This is a genomic window from Streptomyces sp. NPDC051963 (assembly GCF_044593495.1).
Classification (GTDB): Bacteria; Actinomycetota; Actinomycetes; order Streptomycetales; family Streptomycetaceae; genus Streptomyces.
On record NZ_JBIUCC010000002.1, the window covers coordinates 1,240,776 to 1,263,381 of the forward strand.

At 70.7% G+C, this 22,606-nt stretch carries 23 protein-coding genes; 10 read left to right on the forward strand and 13 right to left on the reverse strand.

Translation table 11 applies throughout. The features are described 5' to 3' along the window. Window positions 1-2: 2 nt before the first annotated feature. Window positions 3-854 (reverse strand): alpha/beta hydrolase, encoded by an 852-nt coding sequence (locus ACIHFB_RS12090; protein WP_365278252.1) that lies wholly within the window; start codon window positions 852-854, stop codon window positions 3-5. Window positions 855-1,062: 208 nt separating this feature from the next. On the opposite strand from ACIHFB_RS12090, the gene ACIHFB_RS12095 reads away from it, so the two are divergent. From ACIHFB_RS12095 to ACIHFB_RS12115, 5 genes are all read left to right on the forward strand, one after another. Further along, the gene (locus ACIHFB_RS12095) at window positions 1,063-1,554 is read left to right on the forward strand and encodes a GNAT family N-acetyltransferase (protein ID WP_400126639.1); all 492 of its coding nucleotides are present in this window, start codon (window positions 1,063-1,065) and stop codon (window positions 1,552-1,554) included. Between the two features lie 73 nt (window positions 1,555-1,627). Beyond that, window positions 1,628-2,368: a DsbA family oxidoreductase gene (locus ACIHFB_RS12100; protein ID WP_365287260.1), complete on the forward strand. Its 741-nt coding sequence runs from the start codon at window positions 1,628-1,630 to the stop codon at window positions 2,366-2,368. A 33-nt stretch (window positions 2,369-2,401) separates the two neighbouring features. Further along, window positions 2,402-3,487 carry an aminotransferase class V-fold PLP-dependent enzyme gene (locus ACIHFB_RS12105; RefSeq protein WP_365287258.1) on the forward strand — a complete coding sequence of 362 codons (1,086 nt, stop codon included), beginning with the start codon at window positions 2,402-2,404 and terminating at the stop codon, window positions 3,485-3,487. A gap of 56 nt (window positions 3,488-3,543) precedes the next feature. After that, complete coding sequence (locus ACIHFB_RS12110) at window positions 3,544-4,149, forward strand: RNA polymerase sigma factor (protein ID WP_400126642.1); 606 nt, start codon at window positions 3,544-3,546, stop codon at window positions 4,147-4,149. 31 nt (window positions 4,150-4,180) lie between these two features. Then, window positions 4,181-5,185 (forward strand): maleylpyruvate isomerase family mycothiol-dependent enzyme, encoded by a 1,005-nt coding sequence (locus tag ACIHFB_RS12115; protein WP_400126644.1) that lies wholly within the window; start codon window positions 4,181-4,183, stop codon window positions 5,183-5,185. A gap of 43 nt (window positions 5,186-5,228) precedes the next feature. On the opposite strand, the gene thpD is transcribed toward ACIHFB_RS12115, so the two are convergent. The 6 genes from thpD to ACIHFB_RS12145 form a co-directional block, all read right to left on the reverse strand. Beyond that, window positions 5,229-6,116: an ectoine hydroxylase gene (gene thpD / locus ACIHFB_RS12120; protein WP_365287252.1), complete on the reverse strand. Its 888-nt coding sequence runs from the start codon at window positions 6,114-6,116 to the stop codon at window positions 5,229-5,231. A 6-nt stretch (window positions 6,117-6,122) separates the two neighbouring features. Continuing rightward, window positions 6,123-6,521 carry an ectoine synthase gene (locus ACIHFB_RS12125; protein ID WP_365287250.1) on the reverse strand — a complete coding sequence of 133 codons (399 nt, stop codon included), beginning with the start codon at window positions 6,519-6,521 and terminating at the stop codon, window positions 6,123-6,125. Between the two features lie 30 nt (window positions 6,522-6,551). Continuing rightward, window positions 6,552-7,823 carry a diaminobutyrate--2-oxoglutarate transaminase gene (gene ectB / locus ACIHFB_RS12130; protein WP_365287248.1) on the reverse strand — a complete coding sequence of 424 codons (1,272 nt, stop codon included), beginning with the start codon at window positions 7,821-7,823 and terminating at the stop codon, window positions 6,552-6,554. Window positions 7,824-7,863: 40 nt separating this feature from the next. After that, on the reverse strand, window positions 7,864-8,370 hold the full coding sequence (ectA, locus tag ACIHFB_RS12135) for a diaminobutyrate acetyltransferase (RefSeq protein WP_365287246.1): 507 nt from the start codon (window positions 8,368-8,370) through the stop codon (window positions 7,864-7,866). A gap of 328 nt (window positions 8,371-8,698) precedes the next feature. Further along, entirely contained in the window at window positions 8,699-9,226 is a 528-nt protein-coding gene (locus ACIHFB_RS12140) for a DinB family protein (RefSeq protein WP_400126648.1), read from the reverse strand. Window positions 9,227-9,279: 53 nt separating this feature from the next. Next, a complete protein-coding gene (locus ACIHFB_RS12145; RefSeq protein WP_400126766.1) occupies window positions 9,280-10,380 on the reverse strand; it encodes a pyridoxal-phosphate-dependent aminotransferase family protein in 1,101 nt (366 codons plus the stop codon). Window positions 10,381-10,576: 196 nt separating this feature from the next. Between ACIHFB_RS12145 and ACIHFB_RS12150 the strand changes: the two genes are divergently transcribed. From ACIHFB_RS12150 to ACIHFB_RS12165, 4 genes are read left to right on the forward strand one after another with little or no spacing between them, the layout of a single operon-like run. Further along, window positions 10,577-11,428, forward strand: coding sequence for a transporter substrate-binding domain-containing protein (locus ACIHFB_RS12150; protein ID WP_365287242.1), 852 nt, complete (start codon window positions 10,577-10,579; stop codon window positions 11,426-11,428). Then, the gene (locus ACIHFB_RS12155; protein ID WP_365287240.1) at window positions 11,425-12,264 is read left to right on the forward strand and encodes an amino acid ABC transporter permease; all 840 of its coding nucleotides are present in this window, start codon (window positions 11,425-11,427) and stop codon (window positions 12,262-12,264) included. The genes ACIHFB_RS12150 and ACIHFB_RS12155 overlap by 4 nt, the downstream gene beginning before the upstream one ends. Next, window positions 12,261-13,052: an amino acid ABC transporter ATP-binding protein gene (locus tag ACIHFB_RS12160; protein ID WP_365287238.1), complete on the forward strand. Its 792-nt coding sequence runs from the start codon at window positions 12,261-12,263 to the stop codon at window positions 13,050-13,052. The genes ACIHFB_RS12155 and ACIHFB_RS12160 overlap by 4 nt, the downstream gene beginning before the upstream one ends. A gap of 22 nt (window positions 13,053-13,074) precedes the next feature. Continuing rightward, window positions 13,075-14,169 carry an amidohydrolase family protein gene (locus ACIHFB_RS12165; RefSeq protein ID WP_400126651.1) on the forward strand — a complete coding sequence of 365 codons (1,095 nt, stop codon included), beginning with the start codon at window positions 13,075-13,077 and terminating at the stop codon, window positions 14,167-14,169. 10 nt (window positions 14,170-14,179) lie between these two features. On the opposite strand, the gene ACIHFB_RS12170 is transcribed toward ACIHFB_RS12165, so the two are convergent. Beyond that, the gene (locus tag ACIHFB_RS12170) at window positions 14,180-15,451 is read right to left on the reverse strand and encodes a serine hydrolase domain-containing protein (RefSeq protein WP_400126653.1); all 1,272 of its coding nucleotides are present in this window, start codon (window positions 15,449-15,451) and stop codon (window positions 14,180-14,182) included. A gap of 330 nt (window positions 15,452-15,781) precedes the next feature. On the opposite strand from ACIHFB_RS12170, the gene ACIHFB_RS12175 reads away from it, so the two are divergent. Continuing rightward, window positions 15,782-16,687 carry an SCO1860 family LAETG-anchored protein gene (locus tag ACIHFB_RS12175; RefSeq protein ID WP_400126654.1) on the forward strand — a complete coding sequence of 302 codons (906 nt, stop codon included), beginning with the start codon at window positions 15,782-15,784 and terminating at the stop codon, window positions 16,685-16,687. A 45-nt stretch (window positions 16,688-16,732) separates the two neighbouring features. Here ACIHFB_RS12175 and cobC read toward each other — a convergent pair whose 3' ends face one another. The 5 genes from cobC to cobM form a co-directional block, all read right to left on the reverse strand. Then, window positions 16,733-17,785, reverse strand: coding sequence for an Rv2231c family pyridoxal phosphate-dependent protein CobC (cobC, locus tag ACIHFB_RS12180; protein ID WP_400126767.1), 1,053 nt, complete (start codon window positions 17,783-17,785; stop codon window positions 16,733-16,735). Then, complete coding sequence (locus tag ACIHFB_RS12185) at window positions 17,775-18,698, reverse strand: sirohydrochlorin chelatase (protein ID WP_365287230.1); 924 nt, start codon at window positions 18,696-18,698, stop codon at window positions 17,775-17,777. The genes cobC and ACIHFB_RS12185 overlap by 11 nt, the downstream gene beginning before the upstream one ends. A 67-nt stretch (window positions 18,699-18,765) precedes the next feature. Continuing rightward, window positions 18,766-20,436: a precorrin-3B C(17)-methyltransferase gene (gene cobJ, locus ACIHFB_RS12190; protein ID WP_365287228.1), complete on the reverse strand. Its 1,671-nt coding sequence runs from the start codon at window positions 20,434-20,436 to the stop codon at window positions 18,766-18,768. Beyond that, window positions 20,433-21,674, reverse strand: coding sequence for a precorrin-6y C5,15-methyltransferase (decarboxylating) subunit CbiE (gene cbiE / locus ACIHFB_RS12195; RefSeq protein WP_400126657.1), 1,242 nt, complete (start codon window positions 21,672-21,674; stop codon window positions 20,433-20,435). The genes cobJ and cbiE overlap by 4 nt, the downstream gene beginning before the upstream one ends. Beyond that, window positions 21,671-22,489: a precorrin-4 C(11)-methyltransferase gene (cobM, locus tag ACIHFB_RS12200; RefSeq protein WP_400126660.1), complete on the reverse strand. Its 819-nt coding sequence runs from the start codon at window positions 22,487-22,489 to the stop codon at window positions 21,671-21,673. The genes cbiE and cobM overlap by 4 nt, the downstream gene beginning before the upstream one ends. Between the last annotated feature and the right edge of the window lie 117 nt (window positions 22,490-22,606).

Below are 22,606 nucleotides of genomic sequence, written 5' to 3' on the forward strand. Positions count from 1 at the left end.
CGTCAGCCGACCGACCTGGCGGCGTCGCTGATGAGATCGGCGACGACCCTGGGGTGGCTGAGCATCACGACGTGGGAGGACTGGGGCACTTCAACCACCTTGCGTGCGTTCGCACGGCTGTACATCCAGCGCTCGCAGGCCGGCGGGATCGCCTTGTCGCGGCCGGCGACCAGACCCCACGACGGGATCGTCTTCCAGGCGGCGGCCGTGGTCGGGAAGACGAACGAATCGGCGTCGAACGGCCGCTGCGTGGCCTGAAGGACCCGGAAGTCACCGGTGGATATATCAGCGGCGAAGGCCGCCTGGCCGTCCTTGCTCAGGTACAGGTCGATTCCGGTCGTGCCGTCGGCCTTCGTGTACGGGACCGGCACACTCACCGGCTCGACCTCGCTGCCGGGGAACTTGGTGATGAGCTCCCCCTGCGTCTCGCCCACGTCGGGCGCGAACGCCGCGATGTAGACCAACGCCTTGACGTTGGCCTTCCCTGCCGCGGCATTCGTGATGACCGTTCCACCCATGGAGTGCGCGACCAGCACGACCGGTCCGCTGATGGAGTCCAGCAGGCTCGCGATGTACGGAGCGTCGGTCGGAATGCCCCGCAGCGGGTTCGCCGCGCAGACGGTGCTGTAGCCCCTGTCCTGCAACACACGGATGGTGGCGTTCCAGCAGGACGAATCGGCGTAGCCGCCATGCACCAGCACGATCGTCGGCTTCACCTTCGACCTCTCCTCACCGCTACCGGCCGGCGCCGTCGCCGCCCCGGCCGTTCCTTCCGACCCGGCGATCAGCGCCGCCGACCCGGCCAGCGCCGCTCCGGTGGCCAGCACCTGACGACGGGAAACATCGGTACTCATGGGAGTCCTCACGTAATGGGTTGGGGAAACGGCCTGAAGCTCGACTCATCCGCACACGGGCGGTTTGATCGGCGTACGCCGTGGACCCTATGAGGAGCACTTTTGCGACGGCATCCGTAAAATGACCTAGATTCGGGGGCCGACGGCCCGGCCGTCGCCTTCAGCTCTCGATCGGAACCGGCGCCCCGGTGGGCACGTCCTCATTGGCATGATCAGCGAGCGTCCGACCGGAAACCGAGTGATCCGTACGGCCCTGTCAGCCGAGGCGGAGACCGTGGCCGCGCTGCACGAGCGGGCGCGGGCGACGTACTACCCGGACGGTGTCCCGGAGGACGGCACGGACTGGCTCGCCGCCTGGCGGAGCGTGATCGAGCGGCCGGACGCCCATGTGCTGTGCGCCGTCGAGGACGGCCGTATCACCGGCATCGCCTCCTTCCGCACCCCGGACGGCGCCCCGCCGGACGCGGTCACGCTGTTCCAGTTCCACGTCGACCCCGGTCACTGGCGCTCCGGTGTCGGTACGTCCCTGCATACGGCCTGCGTCGAGCAGTGGCGGGCCGACGGCAAGAGCACCGCCGTACTCGATGTGCATGTCGACAACCGGCGGGCCCAGGCCTTCTACGGCAGCCGGGGCTGGGTCGCGGAGCCGTCCGGCGAGGGGCACCACCTGCGGCTCCGCCTCACGGTCGACGGGGAATGAACGTCGCCGCTTGAACGTTCACTCATCCCGCGGAGGGAGTCTCCGTTCCCGTGCGACCTGGAGAGCCGAAGACATGCGCGTCGAGATCTGGAGCGACATCGCCTGCCCCTGGTGCTACGTGGGCAAGGCCCGCTTCGAGAAGGCGCTCGCGGCCTTCCCGCACCGGGACGACGTCGAGGTGGTGCACCGGTCGTTCGAGCTGGACCCGGGCCGGGCCAAGGACGACATCCAGCCGGTGATCCGGATGCTCACCAAGAAGTACGGGATGAGCGAGGCGCAGGCGGAGGCCGGTGAGGACAACCTCGCTGCGCAGGCCGCCGCCGAGGGCCTGGACTACCGCACCCGCGGCCGTGACCACGGCAACACCTTCGACATGCACCGGCTGCTCCACTTCGCCAAGGAACAGGGCCGGCAGAACGAGCTGATCCAGCTCTTCTACCGGGCGAACTTCGCCGAGGAGCGCTCCGTCTTCAACGACGACGAACGCCTCGTGGAGCTGGCCGCGGCCGCCGGCCTCGACGCCGGCGACGTCCGCAAGATCCTCGCCGACCCCGACGCCTACGCCGACGACGTCCGGACCGACGAACGCGAGGCGGCCGAGCTGGGGGCGAACGGCGTGCCCTTCTTCGTCCTCGACCGGAAGTACGGCGTCTCGGGCGCCCAGCCCGCCGAGCTCTTCAGCCAGGCCCTGACCCAGGCGTGGGACGCACGCTCACCGCTGACGCTCATCGACCGGGGCGACGCGGACGCCTGCGGCCCGGATGGCTGCGAGGTGCCTCAGAGCCAAAAGCCGCAGGCCGGGGCTGACGTATAAGCGTTCCTTCGCGGAACCACGCAGAAAATCGCAATGGACTACGACTTCACCGGAGCCCAGAGTGGACTCATGGAGACCTTCGAGAGCCTCGTCCGTTCCGAGTTCGCCCCGAAGAACACCTATTTCAACACGGCGAGCACCGGGCTGATGCCGGCCCGTACGGTGGCCGCCATACGGACCGCCGTGGAGGCCTCGGCCGCCGGCCGGCCGACCGACATGTTCGCCGACGTCGAGGCCGCCCGCGCCTCCTTCGCGCGCCTGACCCGGGTACCCGACCGCAGGGTGGCGGCGGGGGCCTCGGTCGCCGTCTACACGGGCCTGATCGCAGCCTCCCTCCCCGAGGGCGCCGAAGTCCTCACCGCCGAGGCCGACTTCAGCTCCACGGTGACGTCGTTCCACATCCGCGGCGACCTCAAGGTGCGCACCGTGCCGCTGGAGCGGATGGCCGACTTCGTACGGCCCGGCACCGCGCTGGTCGCGGTGAGCGCCACGCAGTCGGCCGACGGCCGGATCGCCGACCTGCCCGCGATCCGCGCGGCCGCGCAGGCTCACGGGGCGCGCACCTACGTCGACGCGTCCCAGGCCATCGGCTGGCTCGACCTCGACGCGGGCGCCTACGACTACGTCACCTCCGTCGCCTTCAAGTGGCTCCTCTGCCCGCGCGGCGTCGCCTTCCTGGTCGTCCCGGAGGACCTCGGCGCCCTCACCCCGGTCTTCGCCGGCTGGGTCGCGGGGGAGGATCCCTGGGAATCCTGCTACGGCCCGGTCGAGGAACTCGCCCACTCCGCACGGCGGTTCGACGAGAGCCCGGCTCTCTTCTCCTACGCGGGCGCCCGCCGCTCCCTCACCTTGATGGAGGAGCTCGGCGCGGACGCCGTGCGCGCCCACGATCTGGCCCTCGCCGACCGGTTCCGCAGCGGCCTCGCCACCCTCGGCCACACACCCGTCCCGGCCCCCGGGTCACCGATCGTGTCCGTGCCCGGACTCGGCCACCGGCAACCCGAACTGAGCAGGGCCGGAATCGAGGTCTCCGACCGTGCCGGCAACCTGCGCGCCGCCTTCCATCTGTACAACACGACCGCCGATGTCGACCGTCTCCTGGACGCCCTGTCTCCCTGAACCACTGGCGCGGGCCGCGCGAGGACGCTAGGAAGGGCACCAGGGGTGGTGGTGCCGTGGAGTCCACGGGCAATACGTCCGTCGAGCTGCCCGCCGACGCGGAGCTGCACCGGCGGCTGGTCTACGGCGACGAGTCCGCGCTGGCCGAGGTGTACACGGCGTACGGCGGCCTGGTGCGGCGCGTCGCCATGCGGGTGACCCGCAGTCCCGGCGCCGCCGAGGACGTGGCGCAGGAGGTCTTCGCCCAGCTCTGGAGCAGACCGTACGCCTTCGACGCGAGCCGCGGCTCGATGCGCACCTGGCTGTCCATGCTGGCCCACCGGCGGGCCGTGGACTGGGTGCGCAGTGAGGCCCGGCACCGCAAGGACGCGCGCGCCGACGACTCCGCGCTGCAGACCATCCCGGACGCCGCACCGGGACCCGACGAGACGGTCGTCGACCGCGAACGCTCCCTCCTTCTGCACTCCGCCCTGGCCGAACTCCCGCAGCCGCAACGGGAAGTGGTGCACCTCGCCTACTTCGCGGGCCGCACCTACCGCCAGGCGGCCGTCGAACTCGGCATCCCCGAGGGCACCGCCAAGACCAGGCTGCGTACGGCTCTGCGCACCTTGGCCGAATCTTTGGCCGACCCGCCCGATCCGGCGCTGGAAAGAGGCGCATGATGGCCATGGACAGGGTGCGAGGAGGTACGGGGTGACCACGGACCACGACGGTGTACGGGATCTGCTGGCCGCCTGGGCGTTCGGTGCACTGGAACCGGCCGACGAGCGGACGGTCCCGCCGCACCTGGCCGAGTGCGAGAGCTGCGCCGCGCAGGCGGAGCGGTGGCGCCGGACGGTCCGTCTGCTGGACGGCCCACGCTCGTACGACACCCCTGAACGCCCCGCGTCCGACGTCCTGTCCGCCGTTCTGCGCACCCGCCCCGGCGCCCCCCGCGTCGCCGCGCACGCGGCCCCGTACGCGGCGGCCGTCGCCGGTCTGAAGGCGCTGCTGCCCGAGGCCGCCGGCCGCTGGGGCACGCCGGTCGTGCACGACTGGGACGTGCACGCGACGATCGCCCACCTCCTCGCCGCCGACGAACACCTCGCGCGACTGCTCGGCATCGACGCGCGCGTGCCGCCCTCGACGATCGCGGACGGCGCCGGCTGGACGGAGGCCTGGAGCCGGCGGACCGAGGACGTCATCGCCCACGAGTACGGCCGCAGCCCGGACGAGACGGTCGCGGACTGGTCCGCGCAGGCGGACGCGCTGCTCGCCAGCCCCGAAGCCCTGGACGCCGAACGGGCCGCCCACGCCGTGACGTTGATGGGGGCACGGCTGCCGGTCGCCGACCACTTCGTGGTGCGCGCCTTCGAGGCGTGGATCCACACCGACGACATCGGCCGTGCCCTGGGCCTGGCCGTCCCGCCGCCGCCCGAGCAGCACCTGTGGCAGTTGGTCCGGCTGGCGGTCCGCATCCTGGGCCTGGCCCTCGGACCCACCGCGCCGCCGGTGCTGTTCGCGGTCACCGGCGGCGAGGAATGGGTGCTGGGCTCGGAAGACGAGCCCGTACGGGCCGAACTCGTCCTGGATCCCCTCGACTTCTGTCTGCTGATCGGCGGCCGTCACACCGCCGACGAGGTCCCGCACGGCGCCACGGGCGACCGTACGGCCGTACGGAACGTGCTGGAGCGGGCGGCGTCACTGGCCTGGCTGTGACGCCGCCCGCTCACCAGAGGGCTTCTACTTGGCGAGAGGTCCTCTACCTCACGGGCGTGAAATCCGTCGCTCCAATGAACTCCGGGCGCCGAATGGGGGCCGCGAACGGGTCGACCGCCGCGTTCTCCACGCTGTTGAACACGATGAACACGTTGCTGCGCGGGAACGGCGTGATGTTGTCGCCCGACCCGTGCATGCAGTTGCAGTCGAACCAGGTCGCCGAACCCGCCCGGCCGGTGAACAGCTTGATGCCGTACTGGCCGGCCAGCGAGGTCAGCGCCTCGTCGGACGGCGTGCCCGCGTCCTGCATCTGGAGGGACTGCTTGTAGTTGTCCTTCGGCGTGGCCCCCGCACAGCCGAGGAACGTCCGGTGCGACCCCGGCATGATCATGAGGCCGCCGTTGGTGTCGTAGTTCTCGGTCAGCGCGATCGAGACGGACACCGTGCGCATGTTGGGCAAGCCGTCCTCGGCGTGCCAGGTCTCGAAGTCGGAGTGCCAGTAGAAGCCGCTGGCCCCGAAGCCGGGCTTGACGTTGATCCGCGACTGATGGACGTACACGTCCGAGCCGAGGATCTGCCGGGCCCGTCCGACGACCCGCTCGTCACGCACCAGCGTGGCGAACAGCTCGCTGATCCGGTGCACTTCGAAGACCGAGCGGATCTCCTGGGACTTGGGCTCGACGATGGAGCGCTCGTCGGCGCGGATCGCCGGGTCGGTGACGAGCCGCTCCAACTCCTGCCGGTACACGGCGACTTCGTCCTCGGTGATGATCTGCTCGAGGGCGGCGAAGCCGTCCCGCTCGAAGGCCTGGAGGTCGGCCGCCGAGAAGGGGCCCGGCGTGCCGGGCGCGGACCAGACGACGGGGTCCTGGCGGGGTACGGCCACCTCGGAAGCGCCTCGGGTGGGGTACAGGTCCGTGATCGTGGTCATGAGATGTCAGCCCTCCTCGGTGAGCAGCGGGTACACGCCGTTCTCGTCATGGTCCTCCCGTCCGGTCACGGGCGGGTTGAAGACGCAGATGCAGCGGAAGTCCTGCTTGATCCGCATCGTGTGCCGCTCGTGTCCGTCGAGGAGGTACATGGTGCCGGGCGTGATCGTGTACTTCTGCCCGGTCTCGTCGTCGGTCAGCTCGGCCTCGCCCTCCACGCAGACGACGGCCTCGATGTGGTTCGCGTACCACATCGACGTCTCCGTACCCGCGTACAGGATCGTCTCGTGCAGGGAGAAGCCGACCTTCTCCTTGGCGAGGACGATGCGTTTGCTCTCCCAGGTGCCGGATTCGGCCTTCACGTGCCGGTCGGTGCCTTCGATGTCCTTGAACGAACGGACGATCACGGTGCTGAACAGCTCCTTATCTCGGGTGATTCACACGGTTTCGCGTACGGCACGAGCGAGGACGCGCAGGCCCTCGTCGAGCTCTTCGGGGGTGGTGGTGAGGGCCGGCAGCAGTTTGACGACCTCGCTCTGGGGGCCGGACGTCTCGATGAGCAGCCCGAGTTCGAAGGCGCGCGTGGCGACCCGGCCGGCCCGGTCCTTGTCGTGGAACTCCAGGCCCCACACCAGACCGCGGCCCCGGTACTCCTTGATGTCGGCGAGGTTCTCCTCGGTGATGGAGATCATCGCCTGTTCGATCTGCTCGCCCTTGGACCGGGTCTGCTTCTCCATCGCGGATCCGTCGGCCCAGTACGCCTCCAGGGCCGCGGTGGCCGTGACGAAGGCGGGGTTGTTGCCGCGGAAGGTGCCGTTGTGCTCGCCCGGCTCCCAGATGTCCAGCTCGGGCTTGAACAGGCACAGCGACATCGGCAGGCCGTAGCCGCTGATGGACTTGGACACGGTGACGATGTCGGGCGTGATGCCCGCTTCCTCGAAGGAGAAGAAGGCGCCGGTGCGCCCGCAGCCCATCTGGATGTCGTCGACGATGAGCAGCATGTCCTGCCGCTCGCACAGCTCGGACAGCGCCCGCAGCCACTCCGGGCGGGCCACATTGATGCCGCCCTCGCCCTGCACGGTCTCCACGATCACGGCGGCGGGCTTGTTGAGCCCGGACCCCTGGTCCTCCAGGAGCCGCTCGAACCACAGGAAGTCCTCGACCGTGCCGTCGAAGTAGTTGTCGAACGGCATCGGCGTGCCGTGCACCAGCGGGATGCCCGCGCCGGCCCGCTTGAAGGCGTTGCCGGTGACGGCGAGCGACCCCAGCGACATGCCGTGGAAGGCGTTGGTGAACGACACGATGGCCTCGCGCCCCTTCACCTTCCGCGCCAGCTTCAGCGCGGACTCGACGGCGTTGGTGCCGGTCGGCCCCGGGAACATGACCTTGAACGGCAGATCACGCGGGCGCAGGACGAGGTCCTGGAAGGTCTGGAGGAAGCTGCGCTTGGCGGTGGTCGACATGTCGAGCCCGTGCGTGACGCCGTCCCGCTCCAGGTAGTCGATCAACGCCCGTTTCAGCACGGGGTTGTTGTGTCCGTAGTTCAGGGATCCGGCGCCGGCGAAGAAGTCCAGGTACTCGTGGCCGTCCTCGTCGTACATACGGCTGCCCTGAGCACGGTCGAAGACGGTGGGCCAGCCGCGGCAGTAGCTGCGCACCTCGGACTCCAGGGTCTCGAAGACGCTGAGGTCGGGCTGGGTGATGGTCACGACGAATCGCTCCTCGAAGCGTAAGTGTGTGGGGGGAAGGTCAGAGAGACAGGGGTCCGATGCGGTACAGGACCTCGGGATCGTGCGGACCGTCGGGGAACTGCCCGGTCTCGAAGAGGACTTCACGCTCGACGCGCGCACCGTGGCGTTCGGCGTACGAGATGAAGAGCCGCTCGGACGCGGCGTTGCCCGGCGTGATGGTGGTCTCGACGTCGGTCAGCGGACGCTCGGCCGCGACGCGCGCGGTGAGCCCGTCCAGCAGCCGGGCCGCGAGCCCCTGTCCCTGGTGCTCGGAGTCGACGGCCACCTGCCACACGAGCAGGGTCCGCGGGCGCTCGGGCCGCACATACCCGGTGACGAAGCCGACGGGCCTTCCGTCGGCGGCGCGCGCCACGGCCGACGTACCGGCGAAGTCACGGCACCACAGCAGATAGCTGTACGAGGAGTTGAGGTCGAGCTTCCCCGAGTCCCTGGCGATTCGCCAGAGTGCGGCGCCGTCCGACACCGCCGGACGGTCGATGTGCAGGTCTGCTTGTGCGGCAGTCATGCGAATTGAATTTACCGAGGGAAAATCCGAATTGCATGGCCGGACGGGGTTACGTGTCGACGGTCCGTGTGTTATCGCGCGGGCGCGAGCCGAGACGTGAAAGTGAGAGGTATGGGCTGTTTGGCCCGGCAGATAAGGGGCAAATCGGCAGCGATGTGTAACGCGTCACAACCATGTAACCCTCACGAGATCTGCCCGAATTACACCGGTTGGCGTTCGCGAAATCTTGGTGTTTAGGTCGAGGGAAAGCGGGCAGAAGAATACGGGAAGCTGCTCTCGATTGAATTCCCGAATTGCACGTCGAGAATCCTGTAATTCAATATCGAATTCAGGCTCCGGTCACCCCGTCGATCCGCTCCCGCAGCAGGTCCGCATGGCCGTTGTGCCGGGCGTACTCCTCGATCATGTGGATGAGCACCCAGCGCAGGCTGACCTCCAGACCGGTGAACGGCGCGTCCACCATCCGCCCGATGTCGTCGGGCGACCGTCCGGCACACAGCTCGTCATTCCGGGCGACCTCGTGCCGCCACACCGCGAGCGCCTCGTCCAGCCCGCGCTCAGGATCCAGTACGTACCCGGTCTCCTCGCCGTAGACCGGTGGCACGTCAAGGCCGGCGAACACCCGCTGGAACCAGTTCCGTTCGACCTCGGTGACGTGCTGGACGAGCCCGAGGAGCGTGAGCGAGGACGGCTCGACCGGCGCGAGCCGCACCTGGGCGTCGTCCAGCCCCGCGCACTTCAGCGCGAGAGTGGCCCGGTGAAACGCCAACCAGCTTTGCAGCATGGGGAGTTCGTCACCGGTCATGAGGGGGACGGGGCGGCCGTCGGGGAGGGTGAGGGGTGTGTCGGTGGTCATGGGGCGAGCATGGCACGGGGCACTGACATCGACCTGGGGTCGATCCGCGGGTGCTACCGCCAGGCCGCCTCTGCCGCCCGCCGGGCCGCCTCCGGATCCACGCCCAGGTCCTTCTCGGCCAGCGCGGCGCCCAGCGCCGTCAGGCTTGCCAGCACGACATCCCGCGTCGCGTCGACGCCGTAGTGGTTCACCCGGATCATCTCCTTGGCCAACGCGCCCCCGCCCGCCGCCAGCGGCAGCGCGGGATCCGACGCCAGCGCCCGGGCCACCAGCTCGGACGCCACCGTCCCGGCAGGTGCCCGCAGGGTCGTGGCCACCGGCGCCGCGTCCGCCGCCTCGTGCACGTACGACTCCAGCCCGCCGCCCAGCGCCGACGCCCCGGCCCTCGTCGCCGCGGCGGCACCGGCGTGCCGGGCCATGACCGTGTCCAGACCGTCCGCCTCGATCCGCTCCACACACGCTTCGAGCGCCAGCATCTCCAGCTGGGCCGGGGCGTGGAGCAGCGCACGGCGTCCGCCGTCGATCCACCGCTCCTTCCAGTCGAGCAGCGAGAGATACGACCGGCGCGGCGCCCGGGGATTCGCCGCCATCCGTGCCCACGCCCGCTCGCTCACCGACACGGCCGACACCCCGGCCGGTCCGCCCATCGCCTTCTGCGCCCCGATCACGCACAGGTCCACGCCCCACGCGTCCGGCAGCACCGGCTCGGCCCCGATGGAGGCGACGGCGTCCAGGTAGAAGAGGGCGCCGTGCTGCCGTACGACCTCACCGATCTCAGCGACCGGGTTCGTGTTGCCGGTCGCCGCCTCCGCGTGCACCAGCGACACGAAGTCGATCTCCGGGCGCTCGGCGAAGGCGTCCCGGATCTGCGCTGCGGTGACCGCCGTGTGGAAGGGCACGGCGAGATCGATCACCGTGGCGCCGCAGTCCCGCAGCCAGTCGCCGAAGGTCTGCCCGTACGGGCCGGTGATCACGTTCAGCGCGGTCGTGCCGGGCCCGGTGGTCCCGCGGATCGCGCCCTCCAGCGGCAACAACGCCTCGCCCTGCATGATCACGACGTCCTGCTGGGTACGGAGGAGTCGTGCCACGCGGTCCTCGATGGACGCGAAGTGCGTGGCGCTCAGCGGGGCCAGGTCGAGGAAGGGGTGGGTCACGGCGGTGCTCTCTTCGCTCACGGGGATCGACGGATCGCTCACGGGGAGCGACGCCAACGAGCGTAACCGGCGCCCCGGATCCGGCCCCGACCGGCGACTTCTTAGGCCGGACAGCGGCTCAGCCATCGGTTTGGTTTGAGGTACTCAAACTTCTCCTTATAATCGGAACTTATTGTTCCCTCACAGGAGGTCCCCCGTGATCACGGTCCTCGGGCGCCGGGCCCGCATTCTGGCCGCCACCACCGCGACGGCCGGGCTGGTGCTCGTGGCCGGCTGCTCATCGGACGACGGCGGCAGCGGCACCCAGACCGCCGCCGGCGGGGTCACCCTGGTCAAGGGCGGTCAGCTCACCACCTGCACCCACCTGCCGTACCCGCCCTTCCAGTCGGAGATCGACGGCAAGGTGCAGGGCTTCGACGTCTCCCTGATCGACCTGGTCGCCAAGAACCTCGGCGTGAAGCAGGAGATCCTCGACACACCGTTCGAGAACTTCAAGACCGGCGCGTTCCTCAACTCCGACGAGTGCGACCTGGCCGCCGCCGGCATGACCATCACCGAGGAGCGCAAGAAGAACGTCGACTTCTCGGACCCGTACTTCGACGCCACCCAGGCCGTGCTGGTCGACAAGAAGAGCGGCATCACGTCCTTCGCCGGCCTCAAGGGCAAGAAGGTCGGCGCCCAGGCGCAGACCACCGGCGAGGACTACGCCAAGAGCCAGGGCCTGGACCCGGTCTCCTTCGAGTCCTCCGACGCCGTCCTCAACGGTCTGCGCACCGGCCAGGTAGAGGCCGTCGTCATCGACTACCCGGTCGTCCAGGGCTGGCTGAAGGACAAGGCCAACGCCGCCGCCTTCGATGTCGCCGAGCAGGTCAACACCGGTGAGCAGTACGGCTTCACGGTGAAGAAGGGCAACGCCAAGCTCCTGGCCGCCATCAACAAGGCGCTCGCGGACGCCAAGGCCGACGGGACGTACAAGAAGCTGTACGAGCAGTGGATCGGCCCGTACGACGACTCCGCCGCGTCGCCCTCGGCCTCCGCCTCCTCATGAGCGGGACCACCGAGAGCACTGAAGTCCAGCCCCGCAAGAAGGGGTTGACCCGGAGTCAGAAGCGGCGCGTCTCGCGCGGCATCCAGTACGCCGTCTTCGTCGCGGCCGTGGTCGCCTTCGCGGTCTCGGCCGACTGGGACCGGCTGAAGAACCAGTTCGCCCAGTGGGACATCGCCGAGCAGATGTTCCCGGACGTCATCACGCTGGCGCTGAAGAACACCGTGCTGTACACGCTGTCCGGCTTCGTCTTCGGCCTGGTCCTCGGCATGGTGATCGCGCTGATGCGGCTGTCGTCCGTCGGGCCGTACCGCTGGCTGGCGAGCATCTACATCGAGATCTTCCGTGGTCTGCCCGCCCTGCTGATCTTCATCTTCGTGGGCGTGGCAGTGCCGCTCGCCTTCCCGGGCACCGAGATCCCCGGCGGCACCTACGGCAAGGTCGCGCTCGCCCTCGGTCTCGTCTCCGCCGCGTACATGGCGGAGACGATCCGCGCGGGCATCCAGGCGGTGCCCAAGGGGCAGATGGAGGCGGCCCGTTCACTGGGCTTCTCACCGGCCCGGGCCATGGTCTCGATCATCGTCCCGCAGGCGTTCAGGATCATCCTCCCGCCGCTGACGAACGAACTGGTGCTGCTGTTCAAGGACTCCTCGCTGGTGCTGTTCCTCGGCGTCACCCTGGAGGAGCGCGAACTGTCCAAGTTCGGCCGCGATCTGGCCAGCCAGACCGCCAACTCCACGCCGATCCTGGTCGCGGGCCTGTGCTATCTGCTCGTCACGATCCCGCTCGGCTTCGTCGTACGCCGCATGGAGACGAAGGCCCAGGAGGCCGTCAAGTGAGTCGTCCAGAGATCCAAGTCCGGGACCTGCACAAGTCCTTCGGCGACAACGAGGTGCTGCGCGGCATCGACCTGGAGATCGGCCAGGGCGAGGTCGTGTGCGTGATCGGCCCGTCCGGCTCGGGCAAGTCGACGCTCCTGCGCTGTGTGAACCTGCTCGAGGAACCCACCAAGGGCCAGGTCTTCGTCGGCGGTACGGAGCTCACCGACCCGGATGTCGACATCGACGCCGTACGTCGCCGTATCGGCATGGTCTTCCAGCAGTTCAACCTCTTCCCGCACCTGACGGTGACCGAGAACCTCACGCTCCCGCAGCGCCGGGTGCTGGGGCGGGGCAAGGCCGAGGCCGGGAAGGTCGCCGCCGAGAACCTGGCCCGCGTGGGACTGTCGGAGAAGGCGACCGCGTACCCGTCGTCGTTGTCCGGCGGTCAGCAGCAGCGCGTCGCCATCGCCCGCGCACTGGCGATGGGCCCCGACGTGATGCTCTTCGACGAGCCGACGTCGGCGCTCGACCCCGAGCTGGTGGGGGACGTCCTGGCGGTCATGCGCATGCTGGCGCAGGAGGGCATGACCATGATGGTCGTCACCCACGAGATGACCTTCGCCCGCGAAGTCGCCGACCGCGTCGTCTTCATGGACGGCGGAGTGATCGTCGAGGACGGCACCCCGGAGCAGGTCATCACCAACCCGAGCCACGAACGCACCCGCCACTTCCTGTCCCGGCTCCTGGATCCGGCGATGGCGGAGGTGGAGGAGGAGACGTCGGACCAGGTGGGCAAGGACCGATAGCGGCTTGGCTAGGGTGCCGTACATGAGCGATCAGGGTGCGGTGCTGCACGTGAAGGGCCGGGTCCTCGTCGGGCCCGACGACGTCCGCGACGAACTCTGGGTGATCGGCGGGAGGATCTCGTACGACCGTCCCGCCGACGCCCGCGACATCCGCACCGTCGAGGGCTGGGCGCTGCCCGGACTGGTCGACGCCCACTGCCATGTCGGCCTCGGCCTGCACGGCCCGGTCGACGCGGACGTGGCCGAGAAGCAGGCGCTGACCGACCGGGAGGCCGGCACGCTGCTCCTCCGCGACGCGGGCTCGCCCTCGGACACCCGCTGGATCGACGACCGCGAGGACCTGCCGAAGATCATCCGGGCCGGCCGGCACATCGCCCGCACCCGCCGCTACATCCGCAACTTCGCGCACGAGATCGAGCCGGACGACCTCGTCGCGTACGTCGCCCAGGAGGCCCGCCGCGGCGACGGCTGGGTCAAGCTGGTCGGCGACTGGATCGACCGCGACCTCGGCGACCTGTCGGCCTGCTGGCCGCGTGAGGCGGTGGAGGCGGGGATCGCCGAGGCCCATCGCCTGGGCGCCCGTGTGACGGCCCACTGCTTCGCCGAGGACTCCCTCCGCGACCTGGTCGAGGCGGGCATCGACTGCATCGAGCACGCGACGGGCCTCACCGAGGACCTGATCCCGCTGTTCGCCGAACGGGGCGTCGCCATCGTCCCGACCCTGGTCAACATCGCCACCTTCCCGCAGCTGGCCGCCGGCGGCGAGGCCAGGTTCCCCCGCTGGTCGGCCCATATGCACCGGCTGTACGAGCGCCGCTACGACACGGTCCGCAACGCCTACGACGCCGGTATCCCGGTGTACGTCGGCACGGACGCGGGCGGCTCCCTGGCCCACGGCCTGGTGGCGGGCGAGGTCGCGGAACTGGTCACCGCCGGCATCCCACCGGTCCAGGCCCTCTCCGCGACCGCCTGGGGCGCCCGGAGCTGGCTGGGCCGCCCCGGCCTCGACGAGGGGGCACCGGCGGACCTCGTCGTGTACGAGGGCGACCCACGAGCGGACGTACGGGTCCTGGCGGCACCGCGGCGGGTGGTCCTGAACGGACGGGTCGTCGGCTGAGCGGCAGACCCTAGTGGGCCGCGTTCTGGGCCGGCAGGTTGAAGATGTGCTCCGGGCTGACGATCTTCGTGATCGCGTCGCCGAAGAGCGTGCTGGGCTCGGTGTTCTTGTAGTTGATGTCGGTGTTCAGCAGCACGACGATGGTGGCTTGGGCCGACGGGAGGTAGATCGTCAGGGACTCGTAGCCCGGCAGTGAGCCGTTGTGCCCGATCCAGCCCTGGACGTTGAAGATGCCGAGGCCGTACCCGGCGCCCGGGATCGTGGTGGGCGGTGTGGTGAGCCGCTGCTTCTGGGTGGCGGGGCTGATCAGGGTGGTGCCGTCGGGCAGGACGCCGGTGGCGACGGTCGGCGCCCACAGGCGCAGATCCTCCAGCGTGGAGATCATCGCGCCGGCCGCCCAGGCCCATGAGGGATCCCAGTCGGCGGAGTCGGCGACCTTCCCGTCCGCGGTCTGGTCCGTGTACCCCTGCGCGTGCGGGTTCGGGAACGTCGCGTCGGTCGGGAAGACCGTGTCGTCCATGCCGGCCGGTTCGAGGACGTTCTCCTGGATGTAGTCGTTCAGCGGCTGATCGCCGGCCTGCTCGACGACCAGACCGAGCAGGATGAGGTTGGTGTTGCAGTAGTAGAACTCCGCGCCCGGTGCGAACAGCACGGGGTGCTTGAACGAGTAGGCGAGCAGTTCCTGCGGGGTGAAGGGGTCCTGCGGATCGGACGTCAGCGCCTTGAAGAAGTCCGGGTCCTGGGAGTAGTTGAAGAGCCCGCTGCGCATCCCGGCCAGCTGACGCAGGGTGATCTTGTCGCCGTTGGGCACGTCGTCGACGTACTGGTCGATGGTGTCGTCGAGGCCGACCTTGCCCTCGTCGACCAGCTTCAGCAGCGCCGTCACGGTGAAGGTCTTGGTCTCGCTGCCGATGCGCATGAACAGGTCCGGCGACATCTTCCGGCCGTCGCTCTTGTCGGCGACGCCGAACGACTTCACATGGGTCCCCTGGTCGGGCGTCCATATCCCCACGGTCACGCCGGGCACGTTCGCCTCTGACATGACCTGCTGCACGGCGTCGTCGACCTGCTGTTTCACCTCGGGAGTGAGCGTCACGAAACCGTCTGTCGCCGAGGGTGAGGGCGATGGTGGTTCGGTACCGGTGGGGGTGCCGGTGGCGGCGGTGGTGGGGGCGAGCGATGGCGCCCCGAAAGCGGTTCCGCCCCCGATGGGAACCGCGAGCGCGCCTACCGCCACGGCAGTCACGGCCCCCCTGCGCAGTCGTCCGCACGAACGCGTCATGGGCTGACTCCAAGCACCCGAAGAGAAGCCCGCGACCAGGGCCGCAAGGCCCTTTCCCCTCAGCATAGGAGCGCTTGTGCCGCGTTGCCTGTCGGCGCCCGGCGCGGCGTCGAGTTGACGTATGCGCCTCTTGGTGCTCCGGAGCGTCAACCGGCGCGTTCGAGTCAAGGCAGTTGAACGAGTGACTGTGGGGAACATCCGTGCCGAGCGATTCGAAAAGGTTCACGGAAAACCCACGATGGGGTGAAGTGGCACCGGAATGCCGCCGGTTCACCCTCAGTGCGTAATCCTTGCCGGGTCCCAGGCAAGTCTCCTTTGGGGGTCCCCACCTTGAATGGCTCCAGTTTCCGTATGCCCGCACGGCGTTTCGCCACAGTCGCGACGGCCACCGCGCTGGCCGCCGGTCCCGCGGCCCTGGCCGGCGCGGGCCCCGCCCACGCGACCGAGGACGGCCGCGCAAGCGCCGTCGTACTGCGCACCGGGCTTGATGTGTCCCTGCTGAACAAGACCGTGAACGTCCCGCTCACGGTCTCGCTCAACGAAGTGCAGGCGCCGCAGAGCGCCGAAAAGACCGCGCTCACCGCCCAGTTGAACGGGGTCGAGGGCGGACAGCCCATCCAGGTGCTGCGCGCGGACGTGGCGCAGTCGAAGGCGACGGTCGCCGACGGCAAGGCCGAGGCCTCCACCAACCTCGCCCATGCGAAGCTCCACGTCCCCGGTCTGCCGCTGCTGTCGCTCATCGAGGTCGACGGCGTGACGTCGAAGGCGACCTGCGAGGCCGGTGAGACGCCCAGCGCCTCCTCGAACCTGCTGGGAGCCGTCACCGTGCTCGGCAAGAAGGTGACGGTGAGTACCGGCGGCACCACGGACGTGAAGGTCCCCGGCATCGGTGAAGTCCGGCTGGATCTGTCGAAGACGGAGACGACGACGACCAAGGCGGCCGCCACCGCCCTCGAACTCACCGTCTCCGTCAACCCGTTGAAGCTGAACGTGGCCGAGGTGACGGGCACCCTCACACTCGCCGAGGCGACCTGTGAAGCGCCTGCCGCTCCCGCCGCCCCGAGCCAGGAGCCGGGCGCCGAGGTCGAGCCGCAGGGCGACCAGGCCGCTCCGGCCGAGGACGGGCTGGCCGAGACCGGCGGCAGTTCGGCGACCCCGTACATCGCGGGCGGCGCGATCGCCCTGGTCCTGGCGGGCGGAGGAGCGGTGGTGCTGTCACGTCGCCGCCGGAGCTGACCGGCGTCCGACCGTACGGCTGAGGGCGGGGCTGGGAGCAGGTGCTCAGTGACGCGCCAGTGCCCGGTCCAGCGCGTGAAGGAAGGAGCCGACCGTCCCCCGGTCCCGCACCGCCAGCCGCAGCCACTCCTCGTCCAGGCCGGGGAAGGTGTCCCCGCGCCGCACCGCGAACCCCAGCTCGCGCAGCCGCCGCCGTACGTCGGCCGCGTGCGGCAGCCGTACGAGAACGAAGGGGCCCTCGGCGGGCGCCACGACCCGCACCCCGTCGAACTGCCCGAGTCCGGCCACCAGATGGGCCCGGTCGGCGGCGACCCGGTGGGCGGCATGCCCGGCCTCCGCGAGCGCCTGCGGCTCCATGCAGGCCTCGGCCGCGGCCAGCGCGGGCGTGGACACCGGCCACAGGGGCTGGGCGCGCTCCAGGTCGGAGATGGTCTCCGGCGCGGCGAGCACGTACCCGATCCGCAGGCCCGCCAGCCCCCAGGTCTTGGTCAGACTGCGCAGGACGACCAGGCCCGGTACGTCCCTCCGCCCGGCCAGCGCCTCCCGCTCGCCCGGCACGGCGTCCATGAACGCCTCGTCGACCACCAACGTCCGTCCGGGACGGGCCAGTTGGGCTATCTCTTCGGCCGGATGAAGCACCGACGTCGGGTTGGTCGGGTTGCCGATCACGACCAGGTCGGCGTCCTCGGGTACGGCGGCCGGGTCCAGCCGGAAGCCGTCCTCCGCCCGCAGCACCACCCGGTCGACGCTGTGGCCGGCGTCCCGCAGCGCGGCCTCCGGCTCGGTGAACTGCGGGTGCACGACGACCGGTCGGTGCACCTTCAGCGCCCGCGCCAGCAGCACGAAGGCCTCGGCGGCCCCCGCGGTCAGCAGCACCCGTTCCGGTGCGAGCCCGTGCCGCGCCGCCACCGCCGCACGCGCGCGGCGCCCGTCCGGGTAGGCCGCGAGCCCGGCCAGCGAGGCGGCGATCCGCTCGCGCAGCCAGGGCGGAGGCGTGTCGGCACGGACGTTGACGGCCAGGTCGACGAGGGCCGAGCCGTCGTCCCGCACCTCGGCGTCACCGTGGTGCCGCAGGTCGTGCCCGCCCTCAGTGCGCATGCGCATGTCCGCCGTGGTGGTGCCCGTGCTGGTGGTGCCCGTCGTCGTCCGGGTGGAAGTGCGGCTGCTGCGGCAGACCCACCTTGTCCTCGAAGCCGGGCAGCGCGATCCGGTAGACGCAGGAGTCGCAGTTCATCCGCAGATCGCCCTGCACGGCCTCCTCGTACCGCTCCATCACCAGATCGAGCAGCTCCGGCTCCGGGCCGATCACCTCGGCCGAGACCACCTCGACCTCGGGATGCGCGGCCGCCCACCCCTCGGTCTGCGCCTTCACCCGGTCCGGCAGGATGCCGGTGAACAGGAAGTACGGCAGGACGACGATCCGCCGCGCGCCCAGCATCACGCACCGGTCGAGGCCGCTCGGCACGTCCGGCGCGGCGAGCGACACGAACGCCGTCTCCACGCCCGCGTATCCGCGCCCTTCCCACAGCAGCCGGGCCGCCTTGTGCACCTCGGCGTTGGCGTCGGGATCCGTGGACCCCCGCCCGACCAGCAGCACGGTGACGTCCGCCCGGTCGTAGGGCGTGCGGGCCGGACCGCCGAGCACCTCGTCGAGCCGCCGCTCCAGCACGTTCAGCAGCGCCGGGTGCGGGCCCAGCGGACGGCCGTAGGTGTACGAGATCCCGGGGTGCCGCTCCTTCTCGCGGGCCAGCGCCGCCGGGATGTCCCCCTTGGCGTGCCCGGCGGAGACCAGCATCAGCGGTACGGCGGCGAACCGTCGTACCCCGCGCTCCACCAGCTCGGCCACCGCGTCGCCCAGGGGCGGCGGGGACAGTTCGATGAAGCCGCCCGCGACCGGAAGTTCGGGGTGGCGCAGCCCCAACTCCCGTACGAAGGCACGGAACGCCTCGGCTCCGGCATCGTCCCGGGTGCCATGGCCGGCGATGAGCAGGGCGGGCGGAGCGGTGGTCACTGTTTCTCCTCGGCGTATGAAAGGGGGTGGTGCAGCGGGGTGCAGGGGGTCGACCGAACCACGCGGTTCACAGGGCCTCCTCCTGCCAGCGATAACCGCGCGGCGTCACCATGCGCCCCGCGATGTCCCGGGTCGCCGTGTTGCCCACGGTGACGACGGTCATCATGTCGACCGTCGCCGGATCCAGGGCGGCCAGGGTCGTCAGCCGAGCGGACTCGTCCGGCCGTGAGGCATTCCGTACGACTCCGACCGGCGTCGTTCCCGTCCGGTGCTCGGCGAGGATCGCGAGCGCCTTCGGCAGCTGCCAGTCGCGGCCGCGGCTGCGCGGGTTGTAGAAGGTCACGACGATGTCCGCCTCGGCCGCCGCCCGCACCCGCCGCTCGATGACCTCCCACGGCGTGTGCAGGTCGGACAGGCTGATCGACACATGGTCGTGTCCGAGCGGCGCACCGAGGATCGCGGCGGCCGCGAGCGCGGCGGTCACGCCGGGTACGCCCACGACGTCGATGTCGTCGGAGGCCTCGGCGAGCGCGGGGGAGGCCATGGCGTAGACACCGGCGTCGCCGCTGCCGATCAGGGCGACGGCCTGTCCGCGCCGGGCTTCCTCGACCGCGGTCCGGGCCCGCTCCTCCTCCGCGCCGAGCCCCGACTCCAGCACCCGGGTGCCGGGCCGCAACAGGTCGCGGATCTGGTCGACGTACTGGTCGAGGCCGACGAGCACGGCAGCGCGCCGCAGTTCGGCCTTGGCGCGCGGGGTGAGCAGATCCCGGGCGCCCGGTCCGAGCCCGACGACCGCGAGGCGCCCGCGCGCGGGGCGGCGTACGACGGCACAGGTGACCATCGCCGACTTCCGCTTGGGCACGAGGAGTTCACCGCCGCCGATGAGCGCCGACGCCTCCGCCACGGAAGGCGTGCCGACGGCGGCGAGCGGCGCGTTCGAGGGGTTGGGCACCCGGACCCGGGCCAACTCCTCGGCGGAGTACGTCACCAGCGGCACCCCGAGCCGCTCGGCGGCCGCGACGATCCCGGGCTCCTCGGCCTTGGCGTCGACGGTGGCGAGCGCGGCGATGCTACGGCCGGACAGTCCCGCCTCCCGCAACGTGCCCTCGACGAGCCCGAGGACCTCGTCGGCCGGGGCGTTCCTGGAGGCGCCCACACCGACGACGAGCGACGGCGGGCGCAGGACGACCTCGTGCCCGGAGAGTTCGACCGTCCGGTCGGTGACCCGGATGGTGTACGCACCGTGCGGTGCCACGGGGAGGGGCGGCAGCGGCCACGGGACCTCGGTCTCGAGGGTGACGGGTTCGCCGTCCAGCAGCGCACGGGAGACCGCGGACACGGCCCCCTCCACCGGGAACCCGAGCATGTCGAGACCCGGCACGCCGACGGAGTCGGTCGCCGTGGTGACGACGGGCTCGGAGCCCAGCAACTCGCCCACTTCCAGGGCGAGTTCATTGGCCCCGCCGCCATGCCCGCCGACCAGCGACACGGCGAACCGCCCGCCCTCGTCGACGCACACCACACCGGGATCGGCCCGCTTGTCGGACAGCAGCGGCGCGATCAGCCGGACCACCGCCCCGGTGGCCAGAAAACACACCAGCTGCTCGCACTCCGCGAACGCGAGCCGTACGGCGTCCCCGACCGGGCCGTCGTACACCCGGGTCCGCTCCGGCCACGCGGCGGCCAGCCGGTCTCGCGCAGCCGCGCCCGCCGCGGTGGCGGAAATGAGGCCGATCACTGGGCAACTCCCTTGATGTCGTCGGGTTCTTGAGGTCTGACGCCCCACAGCAGAAAAACGGGATTGGTCGCCGCGAGCCGGGTCACGTCTCCCGGCAGCGGCGCGAGCCGCGAGGACTGGAGCAGCACTCCGTCGCAGCTGAACCCGGCGCCGGTGAGCGCCTCGCGCACCGCCGGTACCCGGTCGAGTGCGGCCATCGCGACGACGACCGTGCGGCGGGCGCGCCCTGCGCATCCCGCGACGATGGCGGGCAGGTCGCGTCCGCCCCCGCCGACGAACACGGCGTCGGGATCGTCGAGTTCGGACAGCGCGCCGGGCGCGCTCCCGTGGACGACCCGCACGTCCACCTCGTGTGCGTCGGCGTTCGCGCGGATCCGCTCGACGCCGTCCCCGGTCTTCTCGACGGCGACTACGGCGGCGCCGAGCCGTGCGCACTCGACGGCCACGGAGCCGGAGCCCGCGCCGATGTCCCAGACCAGCTCGCCGAGACGCGGTCCGAGCCGGGCCAGGGCGAGCGCCCGTACCTCGAACTTGGTGATCATGGAGTCGCGGTGGGCGAACGCGGCCTCGTCCAGCGCCCATCCGGCCGGCCCGACAGCGGGTCCGGCCACCGTGCGCACGCCCTGCGAGAACCGCGCCTCGTCCAGGCACAGCACCACACTCACCGCCGTACCCCAGTCCCGCCCGGCGGCCTCACGCGGCGTCACCCGCTCCACCCGTTCACGCTCGGGGTCGCCCAGCGCGGACGCCACGACGAGGACGCGCTCACTGTGCAGCAGGGCGGCCCCCAGCTCGGCGGGACCGGCCCCGGGGCCCGTCAGCACCGCGACCTTCGCCTGCGCCCGGCACACATTGACCGCCGTCCGCAGCTCCCGCCCGTGCGCGCTGACCACCACCGCGTCGTCCCACGTCAGCCCGGCCCGCGCGAAGGCGGCGGCGACGGAGGACACCCCGGGCCGGATGTCGAGCAGCCCGGGGCCGAAGCGCTCGGCGAGCACACGGACGATCCCGAAGAACCCCGGGTCACCGGAGGCCAGCACGACGACCGGCGCCTGCTTGCCGACGTACGCCTCGATCCGGTCGAGGGCGGGCGCCAGTGGACCGAGCACGACCCGCTCGGCCCCCGACGGCAGCCGTACGGCGTCGAGATGACGCTGCCCCCCGACGACCAGCTCCGCGACGCCGAGGACGTCCTCGGCGGGCGGCGCCCCCGTCCCCGTACCGATGACCGTGATCATGTACTCGCCCCGCGTTCCCGCAGCGCCCTGCGGGCCTCGGGGTCGGCCTTGCGGTAACCGTGGAAGTGGCCGGGGTGGTACAGGTGCGAGCGGGTGCCCTGGGCGTCGAGGGCGGGGCCGACCAGGAAGAGGGTGTGCTTCCAGAGCTTGTGCTCCTTGACGGTCTCCTCCAGGGTCTCGATCGTGCAGCGCACGACCAGTTCCTCGGGCCAGGTCGCCTGGTAGGCCACCACGACCGGCGTGGTCGTCGGATAGCCGCCCTCCAGCAACTCCCGTACGAGCTGCCCGCTGCGGGCGGCCGACAGGAAGATCGCCATGGTCGTGCCGTGCTTGGCGAACTCCCGGACCTCCTCGCCGGGCGGCATCGGCGTCTTGCCCCCGCCGAGCCGGGTGAGCACCACGGACTGCGCGACCTCGGGGATCGTCAGCTCCCGCTGGGCGAGCGCGGCCACGGCGGAGAACGCGGAGACACCGGGCACGATCTCGGTGGCGATGCCGAGCACGGCACACCGGTCGAGCTGCTCCTGCGTACCGCCCCAGAGCGCGGGGTCCCCGGAGTGGATACGGGCGACCCGCAGACCATGGGTCCGGGCCCGCTCGTACACCGCGACCACGTCCTCCAGGGACATCGTCGCCGAGTCGAGGATCTCCGCGTCCTCGCGCGCGTGCTGGAGAACCTCCGCCTGGACCAGGCTGGCCGCCCAGATCACGACATCGGCCTCGGCGATGGCGCGCGCGGCACGGAACGTCAGCAGATCGGCGGCGCCGGGGCCGGCACCGACGAAGGTCACCTTGCCGGCGGTGGCATCGGCCATGGGGAATCGGTCCTCTCGTACAAGCAGAAGCGGTCTTACAAACTGCAACGCGGTCTTACGAAATTCGGCGGTGCTGCGAAGTCGGGCGAAAAGTCAGTGCGTTCGGGAGTGCCGGAC